This window comes from Legionella parisiensis (assembly GCF_001467945.1).
GTDB lineage: Bacteria > Pseudomonadota > Gammaproteobacteria > Legionellales > Legionellaceae > Legionella > Legionella parisiensis.
The window spans coordinates 1,070,442-1,094,661 of the sequence record NZ_LNYQ01000013.1; the positions used below are offsets into that span (position 1 = coordinate 1,070,442).

Sequence of the window (24,220 nt, forward strand, 5' to 3'; positions counted from 1 at the left end):
TAGGGTCGCTCCTTGCTTTTCCGTCATGTACCTACGGCTTTTGTTTTTCTAATAAAATTTAATTTCATTGAATTGTTAAAGATAAAGGCAAGACGCGACCCCATTAGCTGATTAAAAAACAAGAGCTTATTATTTAATTGTATTGTTACTATAAAACAAAACTACTTGTTCCTGTAAATGTTTTATAAAGCTTTGAAATTGTGAGACGACTTCTGTTAAATAACCTTCGCTAAATATAATTTCATCTCGGGAATACTTTTCCAGATTTAAAGTTTGGCTTGTAGAAATGATATTCAAAATATCATTATGTTTATCTATATAACCACCAGCGTGTGAAATTTTATCACGTATTTTATTTATATTATTTATTTTATTCCATTCATCTATGTCATCTGGAAAATCAAGTTGTATTACCTTCTTTAAATAAGTTCTTGCACGCTTAATACCTGAACCATACATATCATTATATGAAATTTGAGATTCAAGCTCTGATTCAAAACATACGCACAACTGATTCATGAAGTCCTCAAATTTTGCAAAAATTAACTGTATATAAGCTTGTCTCTGTAGTTGTGGAAAGTTATTTTTAAACTCCGTATATAAATCAACTCTTGATTCAAACGAGTCGATATGAGGAGATAATGCAGGATCGTCAACCTCTAAGTATTCGTTATAATCTTGCAAATCCTGAACCCAATGATCATTTGATCTTTTAACAAAAAAATTAAAGTTCTTCAGAAATTCTTGAAAATAGGCAATTTTTTGTAAGGGTACTAATTGATTTTGATTAGCCATCATTATGAAATCCAATGTTTACATTTATTTAATTATAGTCCTCTGTTTTTTTCTTGATCGGCAAGCACGGCAATTATTAGCCGAAAACTTGGGCATTCGCGTTTGAATATTACTAAAACTTATCTTGGATGAATATTGTGATTATAAATTTGATGATCGAACAAAAGTAATGGAATTACATTTTAAAAATTGGAGACGCTACACAAACGACGAGTTATTCTCCATTAATATTGGCACCTTGCTTCATTTGAAATAAAGTCAGGCAATTAAAAATACTCCTAGCTGCAAAATCAACCATACCTACAAGTTTATAAGCAAAACTTCAATTACTGATCTATTATCGAAATAAAACAAATTAATTTTTCAAGTTTAAAGGCATTCTATGGATATTCAAGACTCAAGGATTGATGCAAGCCATAATACTCCGCAAATTAAATTTAGAACCTGGAGTGCATTTCTAAAATTTATCATTAAAAACAAAGACAAACTACAGAATTGTATATTTAGAGGTCAGCGAAACCCAGACTGGTCATTAACACCTACTTTTTATAGAATTATCACTGGAAATAGGGATGAATCCATTAGGCATAGCAATTTTCATCTAGAAAATTTCAAAAAAAATACACGTGGACGACATACTATCTCGTACACTGATCCAATTGATTTCGATGATAACTGGTGGGCTCTTGGTCAGCATTACGGCTTAGCAACTCCACTATTAGATTGGGTATCTTCACCGTATGTAGCGGCTTTTTTTTCTTTTCACAAAGAAAATTCATTTGCGAAAAGCACTTATCGGTCAGTTCATGTATTAGATTTTGATAAAATTGAAAATATTCTGACAAGCTATAATCGAGGTAACTCAGATCAGCTGAATGAAATAAGAAGAGTCGACCCATTAACACATGAAAATCAAAGATTAGTTAGTCAGCAAGGTATTTTTACTTTTATTCAGGAAACTAACAATGAGGATAATTATTCCTCTATTGATAAATACTTAATAACATTTAGAAATAAATTTGCTGAAAATATAGGCGACGAAATTTTGCATTTAAAAATTTTAATTCGTGAAACAGAAAGGAATAAAATTCTGGAACATCTCGATTTAATGAATATCAATGAATCAACCCTTTTCCCTGATCTAAATGGAGCGGCCGCTTATTGCAACTATTTACTGAAAAGGAGGGAATAGTAATGTGGATGAATATATCAAATTTCTTTCTCAATAATATAGTTGGTTTCATTGGCATATTTTTTTCATGGCTATTTACATACAAGTATTATAAGAAAAGCTTAAATCAGCAAGCCACAGAAGCCAACAAGGAAATAATAAATTTGATAAACCAATCCAATAACCAAACAATCTCAAAACAGTATTTGATTGAACAAGCTGTCACAGAATATTTAAAAAAAGGAACTCCTGTGAATTTTATTGATTCTCTTGCCATCTCAAATGAAGAAAAAGCTGAAATCTATGATACTGCTGTGCTTAGAGGCAGGGGAAGAGCAGCCAAAAATAATCCTTACCGATAATTAAGCAAGCGTAGGTCGGAATAGTCAATTTACCTTACTTAAGAATTATATTGTTGGGATGCCAACTTGACTCAGATAGTCATATACAGAATCATAAAATTCCGGCAATCTTGTTTCATCACTCTGATCGCCCTTTGGAACAAAAATTACCATTCCCTGTCGGGCCCTGGTAAGCAATACCCTGTAGGTATTTAATAAGTACCTTTTGCGTGTTTCATCATTGATGTTTGACCATTTTGTTCCACTAAATTTTTTGTAACTCCAACCAGTAGCTGTTTTTCTTAAATTTGCATCCCAAGCAACACAGGTCCAATCGAGCTCTAGGCCTTGAATATCGAATTCGGTAGCGACGTCCTCCAAAAAATTAGATGAACGTACATCATCATGTGGATTTAAAAACCATTGAATTGGATCTATCTCAGACTTAATATGAATTCCATAAGGTTTTAATCTATATGCTCCTGACGAGGCAATGATGCCCATGCTTTCGGAGCCCCTTGACTTACTTTTAAGCCAATGTTTTGCTATATTGAGATCTCGTGTTAAAATAATTGGATAGAGTGGATTTAAGTTATCCAGAATTCGTTTGGCATCTTCTAATTGGCAATCTAAAATTGCCTTCACGAACATTGAGAGTTTCTCTGACCGAAAAGACCTCATTGAAACTGCAAGATGAAGTTCATCCCTTATATTGATTTGACCTTCTCGAAAATCCGAGTAAATATTTTGTCCATTAGTATACTCAGTATCTGTAAGTTTGTTGGAAACATACACATCCCAATGAGGATAATCTTTTTTTATGGCATGAAACCACTCAGAAAGTCCTGCTTCACCAGTATTGATTTCTTGGCCACCGCCAATTAAGCATATAATAATGGACCAATCCTGATGGCGATCCATAACACTAATTAAGAACTCAGGTTCTGACATATCAAAATCTGAGATACCTTTTTTTCTTTTCATGAAAAAAGTTGTTTGCTCTAAGGTCCAGGCCCGTTGAGCCTCATCAAATACAGCAACTCGCTCAACAGGAGGAAGGAAATGCTGAAGGGCATCATCTCTAAAATGATGAATATTCTGTATAAATGCCTTAGTTTTAGATTGTGCTTCCTTTTTGGATATTTTACTTTTAGTTCTTTTTCCGTCTGCCACTTCATCGCGTGCAAGTGCCTCTTGAAGCACAGCAACCAATGGACCATTACCAGATAAAAACACTGCATGTTCACCGGCATCTATATCATGTCGTTCGTTTGCAATGTTAAGGCCAGCAAGAGTTTTTCCAGCGCCAGGAACCCCAGTAATAAAACAAATCGATTTACGATTGTTTAGCTTGGAACTATCAATTATCTCTGAAATTGCTTTAGAAGTGAGACTAAGATTAATTGCACCAGAATCTGAACGGGATATTTCTGCAACACTATGCCCTTTATAGAGTGCTTGTGCAGCTTCAATAATTGTTGGTGTTGGTTTATATATTGAGTCCATCCATGTTTCTGAAATGAGATTAGCAGCTGATATCGACCTCGTAACTTCATTTATGATTGCAAGAAGATTTTCCTTATTTGCCCTAAGCGGTGAATATACTTTGTCATTATATCTATCTATATTGTTATAGAAATTCGGTGCATCAGTAGCTACTAAAATTGGCACTATATAACGAGAATGGCTTTGTTCGTGAAAATTTTTCAAATCTAAAGCGTAATCTAGCGCCTGGGTTAACGCGCTATTTGTGTATTGTTTATCCCCTACTTTAAACTCTAAAACGAAGATGATTCCTTTATGAAGAAGGATAACATCCACTCTTTTCCCCATTCTTGGAATAGAGAATTCAAATGCAATATAGGAACTCGCTAAGGCTGATCCAATGGTTTTACAGATCTCGATCTGTTTTAACCAAGCGTTGCGCTGTAACTCATCAAGAGAAAAGGAATGGAAGGTAGATAACTCGCCAAGAATGTAACTTGGGGAGTCTTTGATAAATTGTTCGATGTCAGAAGCATAGTAAGCACGAGACATTGTATTAAGTTTTGCTATCCCAATTATTTGTTGTTTAAAAGCCTATCACTTATGAATTATAGGTCATTTAACTATCAATATTTAATGATGAGTTATTTTGATTTAATAATTTCTAAAAAACAAAAGTACACCCAGAAGTACACCTAGCAGAATTTTTGATTTTAAAGGAGTATAACCAAGAAGATGCAACTGACTGATTTAAAAGGGGATTTGATGGTCGGGACGGAAGGATTTGAACCTTCGACCACTAGCACCCCATGCTAGTACGCTACCAGGCTGCGCTACGCCCCGACTTGGTGGCAAATGATAACTAAGTCTGAGAGAAATAACAAGGGGTTATTGGCTGTTGGGATATTTGTAGCCAGGGTACCCAGGCTACAATTTTTTTATTTTTGCGGGATTATTTTTTTAGAACCTTCTGAAAGAATAAAGCCACATGCGTTAATTCCTGACATGCATAAAGCCTGCTTTTCTTTTTTTTGTATTGTCCAGTAAGAACCATAAGGCTTTACTAATTGATTTATTGAAGGAGATAAGTGAATCGTCATCCATAAATAAGTACCCTTATCTTTTGGATTTGGCCAGCGATAATAACAAACCAGGTCATCTTTCTCATTAATCAACGCCTGCATAAACCCGACTCTTTCTGGTGCTTCCCATCCCTGATAATCCATCTGCCAGTATAATTTTCCTACTTGGAATGCTTCAGGATTGTATTGATGCTCTTTGACAATTTCAGGCGGAGGGCAAAAATGCAACTCTTCAGTCATTGGTTCAGCCATTGGTTTTTCAGGTTTATTCCAAATTTTTTCCAAAACGTCATGAATTAGTGGATGATAATAGACTCCAATTACAACACCGATTACAAAAATCGCGAGTATTAAAACAATAATTTTAAAATAAGAATACACTTAAAACTCCTGGTAACTCTTCAAGGTTTCTGTAAAAGCACTTGAAGAGTATCATGATTATAATAATATTTTAATCTTATGAGCTTCAAATTTAGAGTGTGAAATTTGAATGTAGTTTTTGCAACTCAATAATTCTGCATATTGCAGGGCAGCTACTGCATTATTCAATATCTCTTTTGCCAGATCAGGAGAGTCTTCTATAATTAAAAAAGCAGCAGTGCTCATTTGTACTGAAGCCATATGGAGTTTATTAGAACAGACTTTTTTTTCCTGATTATCTGCCAAAGAGGTGATTACCCGGGACAGCTCGTAGCATTGATTGGCCAAAAATTCTTTGCTTGGTCCAGCCTGCACATTCATACTGAATACAAGGAAACTGAATATTAACGCTCTTTTAAAAATTATTTTAACCATAGAAACTCCTGTAAGTTGCTCAATAAACCTGTTTTATTTCACACAATCCTGTGCATGAAAAATAAGTTCTACTTTGAGAAGAAGAAACCTCCCTATTAAACGCTACAGATGGCCAATGACGTGAAGCTTTGGTGAAACGAAATGTAACCCGGATTGAGTTTCCGAGTTACGATAAAAGTCATTGATCTTAGTGCTTAACCGTTTGTAGTTGATTAAGCAAAAGCATTAATGCCTGTAATATGTTTTCCCAGTACCAGAGTATGGACGTTATCTGTCCCCTCATACGTAAAGACTGATTCTAAATTAAGCATGTGACGAATCACATGATATTCAAGGCTGATCCCGTTTGCTCCTAATAAATTCCTGCATTTTCGCGCAATGTTCAATGCCTCACGGCAGGCATTACCCTTGGCGAGAGAAATCATCACTGGATTCTCACGGTGGTTATCTTTTATTCGGCCTATCTGTAAATTAAGACATTGTGCCTTAATAATTTCAGTATACATATCTGCCAAGTCTTTTTGAATAAGCTGGAAAGAAGCTAAAGGCTTGTTAAACTGTTTACGCTCTAACAGATAGTCACGGGTAATATCAAAGCATGCCATTGCAGCGCCCAGAGCTCCCCAAGCAATTCCGTATCGCGCTTGACTTAAGCAACTTAATGGAGCACCTAAACCTTTTTCACTACCAGGAAGATAGTTTTCATCAGGGACAAAAACATTATCAAAAACCAATTCCCCAGTAATGGACGCACGTAAGGACATTTTTAATTTGATTTCAGGACGGCTTAATCCTTGAGAGTTCGTTTCCACAATAAAACCACGAACTCCTTCATCGGTTTTTGCCCAAACAATAGCGATATCAGCGATTGGTGAATTGGTTATCCACATTTTTGCACCATTCAAACTCCAGCCGCCCTTAACTTTCTTCGCGGTAGTCCTCATACCTGCTGGATCCGAGCCAAAATCAGGTTCGGTCAAACCAAAGCAACCAATGATCTCGCCCGTAGCCATTCCTGGTAAAAAGCGCACACGTTGCTCTTCAGAACCAAAACGAAAAATAGGATACATGCATAAAGAACTTTGTACCGAAACAAAACTGCGTAAGCCACTATCACCGCGCTCGAGTTCCTGGCAAACCAAACCGTACGCTACATAAGATGCCTCAGCACCGCCGTATTCTGCAGGTAATGTCAAGCCCAATAAACCTAATTCTGCAGATTTTCTAATAAGCTCGCGTGGAAATTGAGCATGTTCAAAAGACTCAGCCATCAAAGGCATTACATCGTTGCTGACGAAACGCGCTACACTATCACGTATCATGCGCTCATCACCATTTAACTGCTCATCAAGAAACAACAAGTCGTCCACTTTCTTTCTCCCTTTTATCAGACTGTAACGTAATTACGGCTTCAATAATACTTTCTTTACTGGGTAACAAATATTGCCAAGCGTTACCCAAGGGAATAAAGCAATCTTTACCCGTAATTCGTTTGATTTTCAACCTGGATGAAGCTTCTTCTAACAGCAAGGTCATCAAGCCTTCACTAACTGAACCACTTTGCCTGCCCTCATCCACAATTAATACCTGTTTTGCTTTGGTTACTTCTTTCAAAATTGCTTTAACCGGCAAGGGACTAAGCCAACGCAAATCCACTATTTTCACGGAAATGTTGTGTTCTTTTTGCAGCACTGCAGCTGCTTGACGTGACAAATAATACCCGTTGGCATAGGTTAAAATAACCGTTGCTCCCTCGCCGAAAACCCCTACCTCACCCAAGGGAATCGTGGCATCTGGGGCTGGATAATTAAAAAGCCATCCGTTATCGCCGGGCACATGCAAGTCTTTAGTCATGTATAAAGCAATAGGCTCTAAAAAGACAACCACCCTTCCTTCTTCATAAGCCAAACGCATACACGTGCGCAACATTTTTGCTGCGTCTGGTCCATTTGAAGGGCATGCGACAATTACTCCTGGCAAATCACGTAATACAGCAATCGAGTTATCATTATGGAAATGCCCACCAAATCCTTTTTGATAAGCCAATGAGGCGATGCGAAGGACCATAGGGTTTTGATATTGACCGCTGGAAAAAAAGGATAATGTGGATGCTTCACCACGTAACTGGTCTTCTGCATTGTGCAAATAAGCTAAAAACTGAATTTCAGGAACGGGGATAAAACCATTGTGCGCCAAGCCAATTGCAGTACCTAGGATTGTCGTTTCATCCAATAGAGTATCAAATACCCGACGCTTTCCAAAGCGAGCCTGCAGATCAGCAGTTACTCGATAAACACCCCCTTTTTTGCCTACATCTTCACCAAATACCATCATATTGGGGTATTGCAGCATTAAATCAGTCAAAGCAAAATTAATCTGCTGACATAAATTTCGTTTTTGGGCTAATTGTGGATATGCATTAGCAAAGACTGCTGTCCGTCTTTCTTCGTCAGGCAGAGGAAATGCCTGTTTTTTAGGCATGCTAGGAATTAACGACGACATTACTGCTTCAGCACTGGAAAGTTTGGGTTGTCCTATCGCATCTACTGCTTTTGCTTCAATTAAATCTTTATTATTGTGGTAAAGACTCAGCATGTCTTCGACTGTCATCCAGCCTTCGCGATAAAGAAGACCGGCTGTATGCAACAAAGGATCTTGAGCTTCTCTTGCTTCTATTTCAGCGGGTGTACAGTATTGTGACTCAATATCAGAACCGGCATGACCTAATAAGCGCACACAACGCATATGTAAAAAGACAGGTTGCTTTTTTACACGCGCCAAATATTCTGCTTCTTGTGCACCCGCATATGCATCTGCGATATTCAAGCCGTCACAGGCAATGTAATGCAATCCAGGGCGAGCTCGAACAGAACGCTCTATCCAATCCGGGGGTGTGGGTACAGAAATTCCAATTCCATTGTCTTCACAAATAAATACAATGGGTAAAGGATAATTTTGCTGTGTAATCCAGGAGCAAGAATTTAAAGTAGCTTGTGCAGAAGCATGATTCGTTGATGCATCACCGAAGGAGCAAATGATGACTGAATCTGGATTTAAGTTGCCGTGAATATTTAATTCTTTTGCACGAGTAATCGATAATGCAGCACCCAAAGCTTTGGGTAAATGGGAGGCAATTGTTGAGGTTTGCGGCGGGATATTTAAAGAAACACTACCAAATACTTTATGGCGCCCTCCGGAAATCGGATCAGTTGCCGCAGCAACTAAAGAAAATAAGATATCCCTAACACCGTCTACACCTTGTATTTTCTTGGCACGCTGTAAATAAAAAGCGCCGCTTCGATAATGCAAAAATGCCATGTCGTCTGGACGAAAAACCTGTCCCCAAACTGCATTACCTTCGTGGCCGCTGCTGCCTATAGTATAAAAAGACAAGCCTTTTTCCTTAAGCTGTCTGGCAATCAAATCAAGAAGGCGTGATTTAATTTGCGAATCAAAAAGCTCTATCGCAGTTTTTTTATCCAATTCCGCTGTGTCCGGACTCATTGTACTCTTGGGTTTTGGAAAGTCTGCTTGCTCTACTCGCTTTAAAAATTGCTCATCAACTATAATGGCCCTGTCTAACATCACTACATCCTGTTGAGTGTTTTTTATAAAGAGATGATGAGTATATACTGATTCAAAATGAACAGGAAGAATGAGTTTACATCATCTGTTAAAAGGTCCGTTGTTGCTTATAATTTTCATATTTTTATCGCCTGGAGCCTGAAATAATTGATCTTTTTATAATGCCAGGATTCGTTTCGATCTTACGCAATATAGCACATCGCAACTGCTCAAATCTTGAGATAAGTGAACAAATAATCTACACTTCTTTGTGAAAGCATCCATTAAAGGGGACTTTATATGAAATGGATTATTCTGTTAGGAAGTGTTGTTTTGATGGCTGGGTGTTGTTGCACCAGTGGTGTAACCTACTACACGCCATCCTATACACCGGTTTATGCTCGAACAGTTACCTACAAACCAGTAGTTACTTATAGACCGGTAGTTACACGTGTTGTGACACCTGTTGTTCAACCTGTAACGGTTTATTCTTACCCAGTAGGACCTTTAGATGTGACGACAACAACAATTGATTTTTATTAATTAAAAATGCATCCTGGGTGAAGGCTTAACCGTAACCCAGGATTTACAAGGTGTCTTGCAAAAAATATTTCTTCGCATATTCAGTTCGGATCTGTTGATCCTAATCAGCATCTTCCTTGGAAGAATAACCACATCCCTCTTGTGGGCAAAGGATTTGCCGGCCAAATTTTTTGCTTTCTTTTACCGTTAAAATAGGCCAATTACATTTTGGGCATGGCTGATTAATCGGTTCATTCCATAAGGCATAATCGCATTTAGGATAATTGCCACAGGAATAGAAAATTTTTCCCTTCCTTGATTTACGTTGCAAAATCTTTGCTTCATGGCACTTGGGACACTCCACACCCGTATCAGCCGGTTTCTCAATAGGCTCCATATGCTTGCATTGCGGATAATTGCTGCAGCCTATAAAACGACCATAACGTCCTGTTTTGACATGTAAGGGACCGGAGCATACTGGACAGTCTCTTCCCTCAACAACTTCCGGTTCATTTTTTTCGTTATCCTGACCGCCCATGTCTTGAGTATAATCACATTCAGGGTAACCAGTACAGCCAATGAAGCGTCCACGTTTACCTAATCTTATTGACAATGGTTTTCCACATTTTGGACAACTTTCATCCAGAATTTCAGAGGTTACATCTTTACGCTGCACTTGTTGATCTGTGGTTTCAATTTGCTGCACAAATGGTTTCCAGAATTCTTCTAAAACAGGAATCCATTCTTTTTCACCGCGCGAAATAGCATCCAAAGTATCTTCAAGCTCTGCAGTAAATTTATAGTCTACATAACGCGTAAAATAACCCGTCAAAAAGCGATTCACGATACGGCCAACATCAGTTGGAAAGAATCTTTTCTTATCGACAACAACATATTCACGCTGTTGTAAGGTATGAATAATGGACGCATAAGTTGAAGGACGGCCAATATCATATTCTTCCAGTGCCTTCACAAGCGTTGCTTCCGAGTATCTTGGCGGCGGCTCAGTAAAATGTTGATTGGCTAAGATGTCATCTATTTTGACTTTCTCGCCGACGACCAATGGGGGTAATAATGAACCCTCATTGTCATCATCTTTGCTATCATCACGACCTTCCTCATACACGGAAAGAAATCCGGGAAAAGTAATTGTAGAACCATTAGCACGGAAAATAGAGCCCTCGCCGCAGCTTAAATCCACTGCAACCGTATCCAGTATCGCATCAGCCATTTGGCACGCAACCGTACGCTTCCAGATCAAGCTGTAGAGTTTGTATTGATCTGTGGTTAATGATGATTGCACCATTTCTGGTGAACGTTTAATGGAAGTTGGTCGAATCGCTTCATGAGCTTCCTGGGCATTTTTCGATTTGGTTTTGTAAACCCTTGGGCTTTCAGGGCAATTATCAGCTCCATAACGCTCAGTAATAAACTGTCGCGTTTCTTCTATGGCTTCTGCAGATAAATTAACCGAATCCGTACGCATATAGCTAATAAGGCCGACTGTTCCTGTGCCAATATCTATCCCTTCATACAATTGTTGGGCGACCATCATTGACTTTCGAGCAGTAAACCCTAATTTTCGTGCGGCTTCCTGTTGTAACGTTGAAGTAATAAACGGCGGTGAAGGCTTACGCTTGCGCTGCTTTTTCTCAATTTGAGTAACCAGCAAATAGCCTTGCGCCTGACGAATCAAATCCTCTTTGATTTGTTGCGCCTGATTTTCTTTAGTTACCGTAAATTGCTGTAATTTTTCATTTTTATAATGAGTCAAACGTGCTTCAAAGGATACCTTTGTATGCATGCATTGGGCTAAAATCTTCCAATATTCTTGAGCGACAAAACGTTCAATTTCCTCTTCTCGTTCAACAATAAGTCGTAAAGCCGGGCTTTGTACCCGCCCCGCAGAAAGCCCTCTTCTAACCTTTTTCCATAACAAAGGGGATAAATTAAATCCCACTAAATAATCCAATGCCCGTCGTGCTTGTTGGGCATTCACTAAATCCATAGAAATAGAACGTGGATGATTTATTGCATCCTGAATTGCTGATTTGGTAATTTCATTAAAAAAAATCCGGTGAATGGGTTTATCTTTTGTTAGATTTTTTTCCTTCATTAATTCATAAATATGCCAAGAAATGGCCTCGCCTTCGCGATCAGGGTCCGTTGCGAGCAGTAAGGAATCTGACTTTTTGAGCATTTTCGCAATGGTTTCGATATGGCGTGAGTTCTTTTCAATAGGAACATACGTCATTGCAAAATGCTTATCGGGATTGACCGAGCCTTTACGTGCTGGCAAATCACGCACATGCCCATAAGAGGCAACCACCTCATAATCATCACCCAAATATTTTTGAATTGTCTTCGCTTTGGCGGGTGACTCAACGATCACCAAATGTTTACTCATAGTAACGTCAACCTTATCCTTTTCACTTCATCCCTAAGCACCAGGATGCCCGATCTTGAAAACACAAGCACGGAAACATTAGCGCTGAAAATGAAATATCACCAACTTCTTGTAATATAGGTAATATACCCAAGAAACTCCAAAATGCCAGATTTTAGCCTATTGCTTTTTCCATCCAGAACAAAACAAATCGTCTAAACGAGCACTTTTAAGTGTCATGGGCATAGAATGATTTTTTAATGCAATGTCAATTCATCTTCTGATTGATAAAGAACTAAATCAAGAAAAGCAAGCTGTTCTTCATTCAATGAACTCGCCAGAGCATTTCTTATGGTCCATTTAGTCTCTTGAAGAGTTACGATACGAGATTCAGAAAATTGTAATTGGTTCATAATCATTTCAAACGATTCTGGATTAAGAACTTTCCATAATTTCATACGCATGAGAAATTGATAACTGGCCTTGGTTAATTTCATTTGCTCGTCATAAGTAAAAATTCGTGTGGAGGTGTGTTGTTGCAACTTCAAATGCAAAACTTCTTCCTCTGAAGCCCCAATATCTTCTTCATTAAGTTGTTCTGATGCATCCTGATCAGCGGTTTTATGGCTTTTTTGCAGCTGGGTAAGACTTTTTTCAAATAAACTCAATAACATTTCAAATAAGTTATCTTTCATATACTAACACCTCATATAGCCACCGGGCACAGATACAACAGCCCCATTTAATTCTAATTCTGCAAGCTCACTCGTAACTTGCTCAACGGTGCATCCACTACGTAAAATGATCTGATCAACAGTTGTCATTTCAAAGCCAATGAACTTTACTAGGTTTTTATTCCCGCTGGCAAGAGATAAAATAGGTTTATCAACTGTTTGTTCTTCAGTTTCAATCTGTAACTCCTCAAGAACATCAACAACTGACGTAACTAATTTGGCTCCTTGCTGTAACAGGTAATGACAACCTCGAGCCAGAGGATTGTGAATGGAACCCGGGATCGCTAAAACATCTCGGTTTTGTTCCAAAGCCATTCGTGCTGTGATTAATGAACCACTTTTAATTGCTGACTCAACAACCAAAGTGCACAATGACAAACCACTTATTATACGATTTCTTCTAGGGAAATGTCCAGCAGTTGGTGGACTTTTTAAGCAAAATTCGCTCAATAACAATCCATTTTGGGTAATTTTTTGCGATAAAGACGTGTGCCGATGAGGATATATCCGATCAATTCCAGTGCCTAAAACTGCAATTGTTTGTCCTCCTGCCTCCAAACATCCCATATGGGCCTGAGCGTCAACACCTAGTGCCAAACCACTGACAATAGTAACTCCTTGCGATGCGATTGCTTTTGCAAATTGCCGTGCATTTTCACTTCCAGTGACAGTAGGATTGCGGCTACCAACTACTGCCAAAGCAGGTTGATTTAAACAAGAAAGCTGTCCTTTTGCATACAAAACGATAGGAGGATCCGTAATTTCCTTCAATAAAGCGGGATACTCAGGCGAATCCCATGTCAGTATATGATGATCGTCTGCAGCCGCCAACCAACTCAGATCTTCTTGAACTAAACTCAAATCAAAACCAGCTATAGTGTGTGCCAAAGCAAAGGGCAAACCCGCTTGTTCCAGTTCCACTGCTGAAAGCTGAAACATTTGTTGTAAATCAGGCCAACGTTTTTGTAGTTTGCCTGCTGTACGCGGTCCCACTCGTTCCATTCGGTTTAATGCAAGATAACAGGATAAATTATTCATGGGTTGGTCACTAGATTTAATAAATAAACAGGGCGGGTTGAACGAACAATTAAAGCAAAACTGGTTTTAGTAAACACGCGGAAAACCATAGCCTCCCCAATGCGTTCGCGAGGCAATCGTACAGGGAACAGGTTATTTTTGGGATCATTGACGATACGTGCTTTTCTATGGATAGCCAGGACATCCCCTGCTTCCAGTCCATCTCGGGCACCTAAACTAATCACAACCACACCGCCAACGCCCTCTTCGACATTCCCATCAGGCATACCATTAGGCATATCGATAATAAATCCCTTCACAAGGTACAAGGGCGCTTTGGGTACAAAATTCAAATTAAATCCAGGGCTATTATTAATTAGGACACTATCTTCTACTCGAACGCCTTCATTAATCTCGGTTAATAAAATAGTTGCGGGTTCCCCTCCTGTAAGCAACTCCGCATTAGCTACCAAATTCGCTCGATATCCCAAAAGTTCTTTAGTTACGGGATGCACATAATCCTTTCCGCCCCTAAAAACAGAATACGCAGGAACCCCTCTTCTAGGCAGTATTCGTGAAGGATGTAATCCTTTAACATAGGCTCTATCCCCTTGGCCAGCCAACATGTGCTCTCCTATTAGAGATATGATGTACGGCGCTCGATTGATAACATCCTGATCCAATATAAGCGAGACGTTTAAAAAAGGTTTAATCTCGTTTAAAGGAATTGCAGGGATGGGGTCATCTAAAGGTAAGGGACGGATATTAGGTGATAATTTTATTGTGCCGTTCGATAGTACTTTAATATAAGGTCTATTTCCAGAATAGGCTAAAAGCAGAACTGCTCCTGGATATAAACGATTGGGATTTTTTATCTTCGGATTGGCTAGCCAAAGTTCCTTCCATTCCCAGGGATTATCTAAATAGCGACCAGCTATACTCCATAAGGTATCACCATGTTGAACCACATACCGCTCAGGGGCATCTGATTTTAAACTTAAAGCATAATTCAAAGTGGTGAAAAAAAAGAAGAATATAAAGAGAATAAATCTCATTAGAGTCAATCCTTTGTTGGAATATCTTGCAGCCTTACAATATATGAAGGATAATATTAACATGATTTTTGTGTAGAGAACCAGATAAACAATGGCTATTCATCCGATTCTATATTTACCTGATGCTCGATTAAGAGCGGTTGCAAAACCTGTTGTTGATTTTGACGACAAATTGCAAACTTTGATTGACGATATGTTTGAGACAATGTACGACGCTCGCGGCGTTGGCCTTGCTGCACCTCAAATTGGTATTGGCCTGCGTTTGTCCGTGATTGATATTACAGGCGACAAACAGAATCAAATAGTTATTATAAATCCCGAAATCATCGCGTCAGAAGGCGAAAAAAAATTTGAAGAAGGCTGTCTTTCCGTTCCCGGCGCTTACGATACGGTTATCCGTGCAGAAAAAGTTACGGTAAAAGCCTTGGATAGAAATGGTAACCCTCATGAAATTAAAGCCGAAGGCTTGCTCGCTGAATGTTTACAACATGAAATTGATCACATGAATGGTAAACTGTTTATTGATCTGCTTTCTCCATTGAAAAAAGCCATGGCGCGTAAAAAATTAGATAAATTTAAACGTCAACAAACACGTAAATAATTATCTGAATGATATAGACACAAAATTAAAAAATACCTTATTGCTAAATAATAAATTTTTACAAGCTTCTCTACGTACCGCGCTTTAGCGCGGTATCCAGAAAGATACCGTGGCTTTCTTTTTAAAATAAGATCTCTGGTTACTGCGAGTAAAGCGCGGTACATAGGGAAAGGAAGTCTGTAGTGCTTTATTAGAGACAATGCACTACATGGCCTCACAGTTTTTTACTCAAGATGCGTCTCTTAAAAACGCTCCTTGATCAAGATGAGTAGTTATTATGAGTCGATTGAACATCGTTTTTGCTGGAACCCCAGAATTTGGTTTGCCTTGTCTGAACGCACTGCTGCATTCAATACATCATATTCAAGCAATTTATACGCAACCAGACCGTCCTGCTGGACGCGGCCGAAAACTACAAGCCTCTGCTGTAAAAGAGTGGGCATTAAACCATCAGATTCCAGTCTATCAACCACTGAATTTTAAAAATACTGAAGCAATCTCAGAGCTTGCGGGATTACAGCCTGATGTCATGGTCGTTATCGCTTATGGGTTAATCTTGCCTAAAGCTGTGCTGGAAATTCCCCATTTGGGCTGTATTAATGTGCATGCCTCCTTGTTACCTCGCTGGCGTGGGGCCTCGCCTATTCAATCCGCCATTCTTCATGGCGATAGAGAGTCTGGAGTAACAATTATGCAAATGGATGCTGGCATGGATACAGGTGCTATGCTGCGTCAAATTGCCTGTCCAATAAGTACAGCAGAGACTGCACGAAGCTTGCATGACAATCTGGCTAAAATCTCCGCTCAACCTTTACTGCAAACCTTAGACGAATTAGCTACCCAATGTGCAAAACCTGAAATTCAAAATAATGAATTAGCCACCTATGCCAGCAAAATTAATAAAGAAGACGCACACATTAACTGGCAACAAACTGCAGTAGAAATCGATCGAAAAATTCGCGCGTTTAATCCCTGGCCAATCGCTTACACACACTTAAATGAAGAAATTTTGCGAATCCATCAAGCCCAGGTTGTTGCACTACCCTTTTCCCAAACACCGGGTACTGTAGTCAACATCGATAAAAAAGGGATGTTGGTTGCAACTGGAGAGCAAGGCTTGCTTGTAGAACGAATCCAGCTTCCAGGTGCTAAAGTGATTTCCATCGCAGATTGGTTAAATTCCCCCAAATCACAAGTACATGCGGGATTTGTATTTTCATGAACAAGAATGAACGACTGCATGCCTTAAAAATTTTAACTCACTTATTAACTGACAAATCATCCTTATCCCAGCTTATGCCTGCAACAGCTGAAGTAAGCCCGATGACCAAAGAGATTTGCTTTGGCTTTTGTCGTCATTATTTTCGTTTACAAGCCTTAGCGGCATGTTTACTTCAAAAAAAGCCTAAGGAAGTGGAAGTCTGGGTTTCGCTGCTTATCGGTCTTTATCAATTACACTATATGCAGTTGCCCGATTATGCCGTAGTCAAAGAAACAGTTGCCTTACTTGAAAAAATCAAAAAAACATGGGCAAAAGGCTTAGTGAACGCCGTTTTACGCAATTTTTGCCGCCAGCAAAAAGAACTTTTAGCACGTCTTAGCACAGATCCTTTATTTATTCATGGCCAGCCCCAATGGTTATTGGAACGTTTACAAGCAGATTGGCCTGATGACTGGCAATCCATTGCCCAAGCAAATGACATGCATCCACCCATGACATTAAGAGTGAACGTACAAAAAAATTCTGTTGCGGAATATGTACAAGTTTTAAAGCGAGAAGGCATTGCTGCTGAACCCCATCCTGTAGCACCTGAAGGAATTAATTTAATAAAACCTTGCGACGTACGCCAGCTCCCTGGTTTTGCAGAAGGATGTATTTCCGTTCAAGATGGCGCAGCACAATTGGCTACCTCTTTATTGTCCCTAAAACCAGGGTTACGTCTTCTCGATGCCTGTTGTGCTCCCGGGGGAAAAACCTGCCATATTTTAGAAAAAGAACCTAATCTGTCGGCGTGTATTGCTCTAGATGTTGATCCCAAGCGGTTGAAACGCGTGCGAGAAAACTTAGATCGCCTTAACTTGCATGCAACGTTAATGGAGGGCGATGCTTTAACTCCTGCCAAATGGTGGGACGGTCAACTTTTTGATCGTATTTTGTTAGATGCCCCTTGTTCTGCAACAGGTGTCATTCGACGCCATTCAGACATAAAAATATTACGTAACAATGAAGAAATTGGTGCTATAACCAAAATCCAGCATAAAATGCTCGATTGCTTATGGCCTTTACTCGCAAAAGGCGGCTTACTTGTTTATGCCACTTGTTCGGTGATGCCTGCTGAAAATGAGCAACAAATTGCAAATTTTGTTGCAACCCATCCAGACTGTACGATAATAAAAGAATACGGGTTCAATGGCCATGCAACTCAGCATGGCCTACAAATTTTACCCGGGGAACAAGGTATGGATGGATTTTTTTACGCTATGCTATTTAAAGGGTAATAACTCTTCCCAAGTTAACTTGAACATTGGAGTTGAGTGTAAGTTGTAAGTGCTTCTATTTAAGGATAAAAAATGACATTCAATTGGCCGTTAATTATCGTTTTGTTCTGCTTATCCATCCCAGGTGTTGTCATTGCAATAAAACGTTTAATTTATTTTTTGTTACCAGATAATTCGGAAGAATTACAAAAACGGGTGAGTCGTTTCGCCACCTTGCAAACCTTATTCATGGTTTTAGTTCTTTGCATTACGGGTGCGGTTCTATCTAACACTACTGGCTTACATGCCACAATACTTGAAGAACTTTTACTGGGTACTGTAGGAATAAATGCACTTCTTCCTATTTTATTACCAACTGTTTTGTATGGCTTTTTTGGGTTGCTGGTGTTTCTAGTTCTTTACTATGGCGTCATTGCACGCATCATAGATAAAAAAAACATGGAAATCATGACTAATATCCGCATGGCTCTCGGTGTAGATGGCTGTGTTCTTTATGGAGGTGTAGTAGAGGAAGTCATTGCCCGATGGGGATTAATGAATCTTGCCACCTTTTTTGCACTGCTCTTTACGAAACAATATCCTGCCTTAATCATTTGGATTTCAATTGTCATTAGTGGTTTAGTATTTGCAATTAGCCAACTCCCGGTTTACCTTGCCGCGGGTTGTACCTCAACTCGACGTTTCATTTATTCTCTAATTTTACTTAGCCTTTACCAATCATTACTTTTCGGGTATCTATTTTGGCAATATGGGCTTATTGTAGGGATATTAGCGCATATGTTGTTCCATTTGGGATGGGCAGTATTTGAAAATGTAAAAAAATCGTAAAACCATCCCCCCTTAATCTTGCCTTAACCTTAATCTTTTATCCTACAAGGGAATGAGTTAAGTTAGGGGTAGGATATGTCTTCAAGTAATGAATTTGCTGTGTTGGTAAATCAATTACACAGATCACCTAATGATCCTGTTTTAAAGCAAGCTGTAGTTCAACATTTACCTAAAATGATGGCTTTAGCTCAAGATAACCCTATGGCCCTATATCATTTAGCTCATATTTATCCACCAACATCTTCTCAGTACAAACAAACGATGCGCCAAGCTGCTAATTTGGGATGTACTAATGCCATGTTGGTTATGTGCCAAATATTGGGAAAATCAACAGAGTCTGGCGATCTGAAAAAAGCAGCACATTATGTAGCTATGATTAATAAGTCTGATGATACATACATCAAAGAGCAGACGAAATTACTCGTTGATGAATATCCTCAATTAGCAAGAGCATTACAAGAGCAAGCGAAACCAAATTTAAGTTACAGTCTCGCTCATCGGTTCTTTACACCACAACAAGAAAAGGAAGAATCATCACTGGAGCTTATGCGCACGGCAACATGCAAAGTCTAATTCTCATACATTAAATTTAAAAAACCGGAGCCTGGGTGAAACAAAGCAACCCAGGTAACAGTGAATTTTAAACAATCAAAAAGCGAAAATTCTTTTGAATCTCATTCAAATCAAACTGATTTAAATACAAAGAAAAACTCATCCAAGCACTTAACGCCGCTAAATCTTGAAAAGGAGGCGGAAGATAAACTGGATTAGTTAAGACTCCACGCTCTTTTAACTCAGTAAGTAAGGGCAAATCATCCAGAACTAATTTTCCGGTAAATAATAAGGGAATAGAGTCAACATGTTTTCGACTGATCGCAAAACGGATGTAATTGTAAATTAATACAAAACCTTTAGCATAAGATAAATCTTTGGTAAAAGGTCCTCCAGTTGGTGTACTTCCCCTAAAAACACGTACTGTTTGATTGTAACTGTCTTCCTCGCTTAAACCACAATCCATAAAATAATTATAAATATCGAGAAAGTTTGCCCCTTGTGTGACCATATCTAGAGCAATCACACGATTGGTAATCTTTAGCATGCGGCTGGGATATGAAGAAAACGTCACAACTTCGGTAATTACTGCCAGACCTTCTTGAATAACACTACTGGAAGGCGAACCCTTGGAAAGGAAAAAACAATTAGGTTGTATGGAACCATTCAAGGTTGTTCCTACGTGCACCCAACCTTCATGGACCTCCAGATAACGAAGATCCCGATCACTGAACATAGCCTGTTGACTTAGTTTTATGCTGTCCGCTCCAGCAGAGGCATCGGCAATCATATCGTCACTGACCATCACGGTTACCTTGCCAGGATGTTTATCAAAAAACTGTCCCAAACGTGCTTGCAAAATTTCTTGAGCCTGTTGGGGTGTATAACGTTTTACATCAGCTTCAGATTGCAATTGGACACTAAGGCCTGATAATACATCAAAGAGTAAAGTCCCCATTTCCGACATGCGTGGCCCACCCGCATAAAACACATCATTTGGGCTCCCATACAATTCCATTGCTAATTCAGAAAATGCGGGAGTACCTCGCACAGCGAGCATTTGCGTGGCTCGACTATATTCCTCACACTGCCGGCGTATCAAACGAGTCAAGGTAGAATATTGTCCAAGTTGATTTTGAGTATCACGCAAAATAATACGAAACTCTTCTTGTTTCTCGTGAACATCAAAAGGCAAAGGCTTTTTGTCGTAATATTCTTTATCAACAGCAGGAAGCTTTTTGCCTTTATTTTTAAAGAATTCCTTTTTTATCGTCTCATCCCATTTAATACTATCAAGAATCCTGATCTTGCGTTGCGCTTCCACGATACGCTGCGATAATTCCTGTACAATAAGCAACTCAGCTGATTCTGATGGTGTCATAATAAACCCTTTATGATACAGGTGGAGCGATACTTACCTGTGCATTCTGATTCTGTTGAGGCAAATCATAAAAACTACTAATGTTTGCTTTCGTTAATGGTGGTGGAACTTCCAATGAGGGACCATTACGACTGCTCAGATAAAGATGCTCACCATTACTTGCATAACGACTACACCCAGTGAGTAAAAGCACAAAAAAAACAATAAAACCCAAATTTTTCACTTAAATCAACTCCAAACTTTTCATTACCTTTTCCAACGGTTCATGATGTTCCTTAGATAAACGAGTTAACGGCATCCTTAATTCATTCTCCATTAACCCCATTCTGCTTGCTGCCCATTTTACTGCAATTGGATTTGTTTCAATAAACAATAATTCATATAGAGGCATCAGTTGTTCGTTTAAACGCAAACATGCAGCATGATCACCATCTAATGCTGAGTCGCATAATTTAGCCATTAATTTTGCGACCACATTCGCTGCGGCTGAAATATTTCCCTTGGCTCCAGAAAGCATCCAGGATGCTGCGGTAAAATCATCACCACTAAATACATCAATACTGCCTTCTGAAAGGCGTAAAATCTGTTGTAACCGCGTCATCTGCCCAGTAGCGTCTTTTATCCCCACAATATTGGAAATTTTGGCAAGTCTGGCTACCGTTTCAGGCAACATATCACAAGCAGTTCGTGTTGGCACGTTATAAAGAATAATCGGTATAGCAACTGCTTCAGCTATTTGGCTGTAATGCTGATACAAACCCTCTTGAGTAGGTCTGATATAAGCTGGTGTCATGATTAAAGCAGCGTGAGCCCCACATTCCATTGCTTCCTGAGTTAATTGAATACAATCCCGAGTTGCATTCATGGCTGTACCCGCAATAACAGGAATCCGTTCTTTAGCTTGGTCTATTACTGTTTTTATAACTAACAGTTTTTCTTCATGAGATAAAGTACCGGACTCGCCCGTAGAGCCTGCCGCAACCAGAGCATGGCTGCCCATTTCAATATGAAACTCGACCAAATCCCGTAAACGCGGCACATCAATCTGATCATCTTTCATGGGAGTTAATAAAGCTACAATGCTTCCTTTAAACATAAGGTCCCCTAATTTTTTGTTCCTATGTTAATACTACTGGAAAATGTAGGTCAGAGTAAAATCTGATATTTAAAAAAATGTTCGGCAAAACATATTATGATCATTTATTTTACATTAAATATTTTTTTTGTACTAAAATCATAGTGAAGATGAAGCAACCAGGATTTTCTTGTCAATGAATATCTGCTTTATCAATGCAGGAATCCTGAAAACTATAGAAAGGAGTTCACTATGAAGAAAATTATCGCTCCCTTATGTTTTGCTGGTATATCAGCTTTTATGCTTGGGGGTTGTACTGGCGCTCAAGTAGGTACTGCCGCTGGCGGTGCTGCAGGGGCAGGCATAGGCTATGCTGCAACTGGAGGTAGTGCTGTAGGAACAGTAATTGGTGCAGGAGCGGGTGCATTGGTAGGAAATGCAATCGGCCGAGACCAAGATCGACGATATTACTATAGTCGTGGTTATTATCGTCCTTATTACTATTACTAATATCAATACAAATAAATATACCCTTAATCTCCAAAAGAGGTTAAGGGTTTTAAATTGTAACAGTTAAGCCAAGAATATTTCATTCAACGAGGTTAAAGTTTAAAGAAATAAAAAATCTTACTGAATGTAGGCAATATCAAATTTCCATTGCTATACTTTTAAAAGAATTTTTAGATTAATCGTAAGCGATTGATCATTCAATCAAAATAATACAAGGACTGTTCATCATGCGCTTAAAAAATAAAGTAGCAATAATCACTGGGGCTGCAAGTGGGATAGGTAAAGAAATCGCCTTGGTCTATGCAAAAGAAGGGGCTAAAGTTGCTATTGCTGATCTCAATCTGGAGCAAGCCAAGAGTGCGGCAGAAGAAATAAAGTCTAAAGGTGGCGAGGCGATGGCTGTTGCCATGAATGTCACCGATGAAAACGAAGTTGATAAAGGTGTCGATGATGTTGCCAAACATTTTGGCGGCGTTGACGTAATGGTCAGCAATGCAGGAATACAAATTATCAGCCCTGTAGAACAATTGGCTTTTTCTGATTGGAAAAAATTAATATCCATCCAGCTGGATGGAGCTTTTTTAACGACACGCGCAGCATTAAGACACATGTATGCCTCCGGTAAAGGAGGAAGTATTATTTATATGGGATCAGTCCATTCCAAAGAAGCCTCTAAACTGAAAGCACCTTATGTTACTGCAAAACATGGTTTGATTGGTTTGTGTAAAGTAGTTGCCAAAGAAGGGGCAGCCCATAATGTGCGCGCTAATGTCATTTGCCCAGGCTTCGTACGTACGCCTTTAGTAGATAAACAGATTCCTGAACAAGCTAAAGAATTAGGCATCACTGAAGAACAAGTCATCAAGAATGTCATGCTTAAGGATACAGTTGACGGAGAGTTCACTACTACGGACGACGTAGCGCAAACTGCATTATTTTTTGCTTCCTTTGCATCAAACGCCCTCACAGGCCAATCATTGATAGTAAGTCATGGATGGTTCATGGAGTAAGCCCCTATGGCTCGGACGAATAAAGGTAAAACCCAAAAGCAGCAGCATCATCATATTGCCTGCTGTTTTCAAGGAGGAGGCGCTTTAGGCGCCTATCAAGTAGGCGTTTTACATGCTCTTGATGAAGCAGGCTATGATCCAAGTTGGTTTGCTGGTACCTCAATAGGTGCCATCAATGCTGCAATTGCAGCAGGCAATCCACCTAAAGAACGTGTTGAAAAAATGTATCAATTTTGGGAGACCATTGCCACACCTTCTTTTATAGAGGGCACATTTTTTCCCAATGATGATGAGGGCCGAAAGATAGAACATCTCTTCTCTGCCCAATCCGCATTACTTTTTGGCCAGCCAGGTTTTTTTGCACCGCGTTTCCCCCCTCTTCTTATGGGGTATTATGATAGGCCCGATAGCATAAGTTTTTACGATACTAGTAATTTAAAATCTACTTTAGAACAATTTATCGATTTTGATCGCCTCAACTCCAAAGAAACCCGCATAAGCGTTGGCGCGGTTGAAATCTGTTCGGGTGAAATGGTGTATTTTGATTCACAAGATACAAGAATTAGGCCTGAGCATATTATGGCAAGCGGGGCCTTACCTCCTGGTTTTCCAGCTGTTGAAATTGATGGAGAATATTATTGGGATGGCGGAATTTCCAGTAATTCCCCAGCAACTTACGTCTTATCAGTCAATCGATGCCCCCGAAATTTACTGTGTTTTGCGATTCATTTATTTGACTCTTATGGCTTGTACCCTTGTTCATTGGATGCAGTAATGAAGCGCAAAAAGGATATAGAGTATTCAAGCCGTTTTGCCC

The 24,220-nt window shown here is 39.2% G+C and carries 24 protein-coding genes and 1 tRNA gene; 11 read left to right on the plus strand and 14 right to left on the minus strand.

Annotation, left to right across the window (positions count from 1 at the left end; all coding sequences use genetic code 11):
* Positions 1–129: 129 nt before the first annotated feature.
* Complete coding sequence (locus Lpar_RS10790) at positions 130–798, minus strand: hypothetical protein (protein ID WP_058517944.1); 669 nt, start codon at positions 796–798, stop codon at positions 130–132.
* A 379-nt stretch (positions 799–1,177) separates the two neighbouring features.
* On the opposite strand from Lpar_RS10790, the gene Lpar_RS10795 reads away from it, so the two are divergent.
* Positions 1,178–1,987, plus strand: coding sequence for an FRG domain-containing protein (locus tag Lpar_RS10795; protein WP_058517945.1), 810 nt, complete (start codon positions 1,178–1,180; stop codon positions 1,985–1,987).
* A 2-nt stretch (positions 1,988–1,989) separates the two neighbouring features.
* A complete protein-coding gene (locus Lpar_RS10800; RefSeq protein WP_058517946.1) occupies positions 1,990–2,328 on the plus strand; it encodes a hypothetical protein in 339 nt (112 codons plus the stop codon).
* A 45-nt stretch (positions 2,329–2,373) separates the two neighbouring features.
* On the opposite strand, the gene Lpar_RS10805 is transcribed toward Lpar_RS10800, so the two are convergent.
* From Lpar_RS10805 to Lpar_RS10830, 6 genes are all read right to left on the minus strand, one after another.
* Positions 2,374–4,344 carry a DUF2075 domain-containing protein gene (locus tag Lpar_RS10805; RefSeq protein ID WP_058517947.1) on the minus strand — a complete coding sequence of 657 codons (1,971 nt, stop codon included), beginning with the start codon at positions 4,342–4,344 and terminating at the stop codon, positions 2,374–2,376.
* A gap of 214 nt (positions 4,345–4,558) precedes the next feature.
* Positions 4,559–4,635 (minus strand) — tRNA-Pro (locus Lpar_RS10810).
* Between the two features lie 95 nt (positions 4,636–4,730).
* On the minus strand, positions 4,731–5,255 hold the full coding sequence (locus Lpar_RS10815; RefSeq protein WP_058517948.1) for a hypothetical protein: 525 nt from the start codon (positions 5,253–5,255) through the stop codon (positions 4,731–4,733).
* A 57-nt stretch (positions 5,256–5,312) separates the two neighbouring features.
* Complete coding sequence (locus Lpar_RS10820; RefSeq protein WP_058517949.1) at positions 5,313–5,669, minus strand: hypothetical protein; 357 nt, start codon at positions 5,667–5,669, stop codon at positions 5,313–5,315.
* Positions 5,670–5,881: 212 nt separating this feature from the next.
* Positions 5,882–7,039, minus strand: a complete 1,158-nt coding sequence (locus Lpar_RS10825) for an acyl-CoA dehydrogenase family protein (RefSeq protein ID WP_058517950.1) — start codon at positions 7,037–7,039, stop codon at positions 5,882–5,884.
* Complete coding sequence (locus tag Lpar_RS10830; RefSeq protein WP_058517951.1) at positions 7,017–9,254, minus strand: dehydrogenase E1 component subunit alpha/beta; 2,238 nt, start codon at positions 9,252–9,254, stop codon at positions 7,017–7,019. Before Lpar_RS10830 ends, Lpar_RS10825 begins: the two co-directional genes overlap by 23 nt.
* 279 nt (positions 9,255–9,533) lie before the next feature.
* Here Lpar_RS10830 and Lpar_RS10835 point away from each other — a divergent pair, with 279 nt between their 5' ends.
* A complete protein-coding gene (locus Lpar_RS10835; RefSeq protein ID WP_058517952.1) occupies positions 9,534–9,776 on the plus strand; it encodes a hypothetical protein in 243 nt (80 codons plus the stop codon).
* A gap of 100 nt (positions 9,777–9,876) precedes the next feature.
* On the opposite strand, the gene topA is transcribed toward Lpar_RS10835, so the two are convergent.
* The 4 genes from topA to Lpar_RS10855 form a co-directional block, all read right to left on the minus strand.
* Positions 9,877–12,162 carry a type I DNA topoisomerase gene (gene topA / locus Lpar_RS10840; RefSeq protein WP_058517953.1) on the minus strand — a complete coding sequence of 762 codons (2,286 nt, stop codon included), beginning with the start codon at positions 12,160–12,162 and terminating at the stop codon, positions 9,877–9,879.
* 236 nt (positions 12,163–12,398) lie between these two features.
* The gene (locus tag Lpar_RS10845) at positions 12,399–12,836 is read right to left on the minus strand and encodes a DUF494 family protein (protein WP_058517954.1); all 438 of its coding nucleotides are present in this window, start codon (positions 12,834–12,836) and stop codon (positions 12,399–12,401) included.
* Between the two features lie 3 nt (positions 12,837–12,839).
* Positions 12,840–13,913 carry a DNA-processing protein DprA gene (gene dprA, locus Lpar_RS10850; RefSeq protein WP_058517955.1) on the minus strand — a complete coding sequence of 358 codons (1,074 nt, stop codon included), beginning with the start codon at positions 13,911–13,913 and terminating at the stop codon, positions 12,840–12,842.
* Complete coding sequence (locus tag Lpar_RS10855) at positions 13,910–14,947, minus strand: LysM peptidoglycan-binding domain-containing protein (RefSeq protein ID WP_058517956.1); 1,038 nt, start codon at positions 14,945–14,947, stop codon at positions 13,910–13,912. The genes dprA and Lpar_RS10855 overlap by 4 nt, the downstream gene beginning before the upstream one ends.
* Before the next feature lie 91 nt (positions 14,948–15,038).
* Between Lpar_RS10855 and def the strand changes: the two genes are divergently transcribed.
* The 5 genes from def to Lpar_RS10880 all read left to right on the plus strand — a co-directional run bounded on the left by def (position 15,039) and on the right by Lpar_RS10880 (position 19,448).
* Entirely contained in the window at positions 15,039–15,548 is a 510-nt protein-coding gene (gene def, locus Lpar_RS10860) for a peptide deformylase (RefSeq protein WP_058517957.1), read from the plus strand.
* A gap of 277 nt (positions 15,549–15,825) precedes the next feature.
* The gene (gene fmt, locus Lpar_RS10865) at positions 15,826–16,770 is read left to right on the plus strand and encodes a methionyl-tRNA formyltransferase (protein ID WP_058517958.1); all 945 of its coding nucleotides are present in this window, start codon (positions 15,826–15,828) and stop codon (positions 16,768–16,770) included.
* Positions 16,767–18,047, plus strand: coding sequence for a 16S rRNA (cytosine(967)-C(5))-methyltransferase RsmB (gene rsmB / locus Lpar_RS10870; RefSeq protein WP_058517959.1), 1,281 nt, complete (start codon positions 16,767–16,769; stop codon positions 18,045–18,047). The genes fmt and rsmB overlap by 4 nt, the downstream gene beginning before the upstream one ends.
* 72 nt (positions 18,048–18,119) lie before the next feature.
* Entirely contained in the window at positions 18,120–18,875 is a 756-nt protein-coding gene (locus Lpar_RS10875) for a CPBP family glutamic-type intramembrane protease (protein WP_058517960.1), read from the plus strand.
* Positions 18,876–18,950: 75 nt separating this feature from the next.
* Positions 18,951–19,448, plus strand: coding sequence for a hypothetical protein (locus Lpar_RS10880; protein ID WP_058517961.1), 498 nt, complete (start codon positions 18,951–18,953; stop codon positions 19,446–19,448).
* 67 nt (positions 19,449–19,515) lie between these two features.
* On the opposite strand, the gene Lpar_RS10885 is transcribed toward Lpar_RS10880, so the two are convergent.
* The 3 genes from Lpar_RS10885 to dapA are packed head-to-tail and all read right to left on the minus strand — an operon-like array spanning position 19,516 to position 21,904.
* On the minus strand, positions 19,516–20,808 hold the full coding sequence (locus Lpar_RS10885; protein WP_058517962.1) for a flavohemoglobin expression-modulating QEGLA motif protein: 1,293 nt from the start codon (positions 20,806–20,808) through the stop codon (positions 19,516–19,518).
* Positions 20,809–20,818: 10 nt separating this feature from the next.
* On the minus strand, positions 20,819–21,031 hold the full coding sequence (locus Lpar_RS10890) for a hypothetical protein (RefSeq protein ID WP_058517963.1): 213 nt from the start codon (positions 21,029–21,031) through the stop codon (positions 20,819–20,821).
* Positions 21,032–21,904, minus strand: coding sequence for a 4-hydroxy-tetrahydrodipicolinate synthase (gene dapA / locus Lpar_RS10895; protein WP_058517964.1), 873 nt, complete (start codon positions 21,902–21,904; stop codon positions 21,032–21,034).
* Positions 21,905–22,135: 231 nt separating this feature from the next.
* Here dapA and Lpar_RS10900 point away from each other — a divergent pair, with 231 nt between their 5' ends.
* The 3 genes from Lpar_RS10900 to Lpar_RS10910 form a co-directional block, all read left to right on the plus strand.
* Positions 22,136–22,393 (plus strand): glycine zipper domain-containing protein, encoded by a 258-nt coding sequence (locus Lpar_RS10900; protein WP_058517965.1) that lies wholly within the window; start codon positions 22,136–22,138, stop codon positions 22,391–22,393.
* A gap of 227 nt (positions 22,394–22,620) precedes the next feature.
* A complete protein-coding gene (locus Lpar_RS10905; protein WP_058517966.1) occupies positions 22,621–23,403 on the plus strand; it encodes a 3-hydroxybutyrate dehydrogenase in 783 nt (260 codons plus the stop codon).
* Positions 23,404–23,409: 6 nt separating this feature from the next.
* On the plus strand, positions 23,410–24,220 hold an 811-nt coding region (locus tag Lpar_RS10910), incomplete at its 3' end, for a patatin-like phospholipase family protein (RefSeq protein ID WP_237759397.1).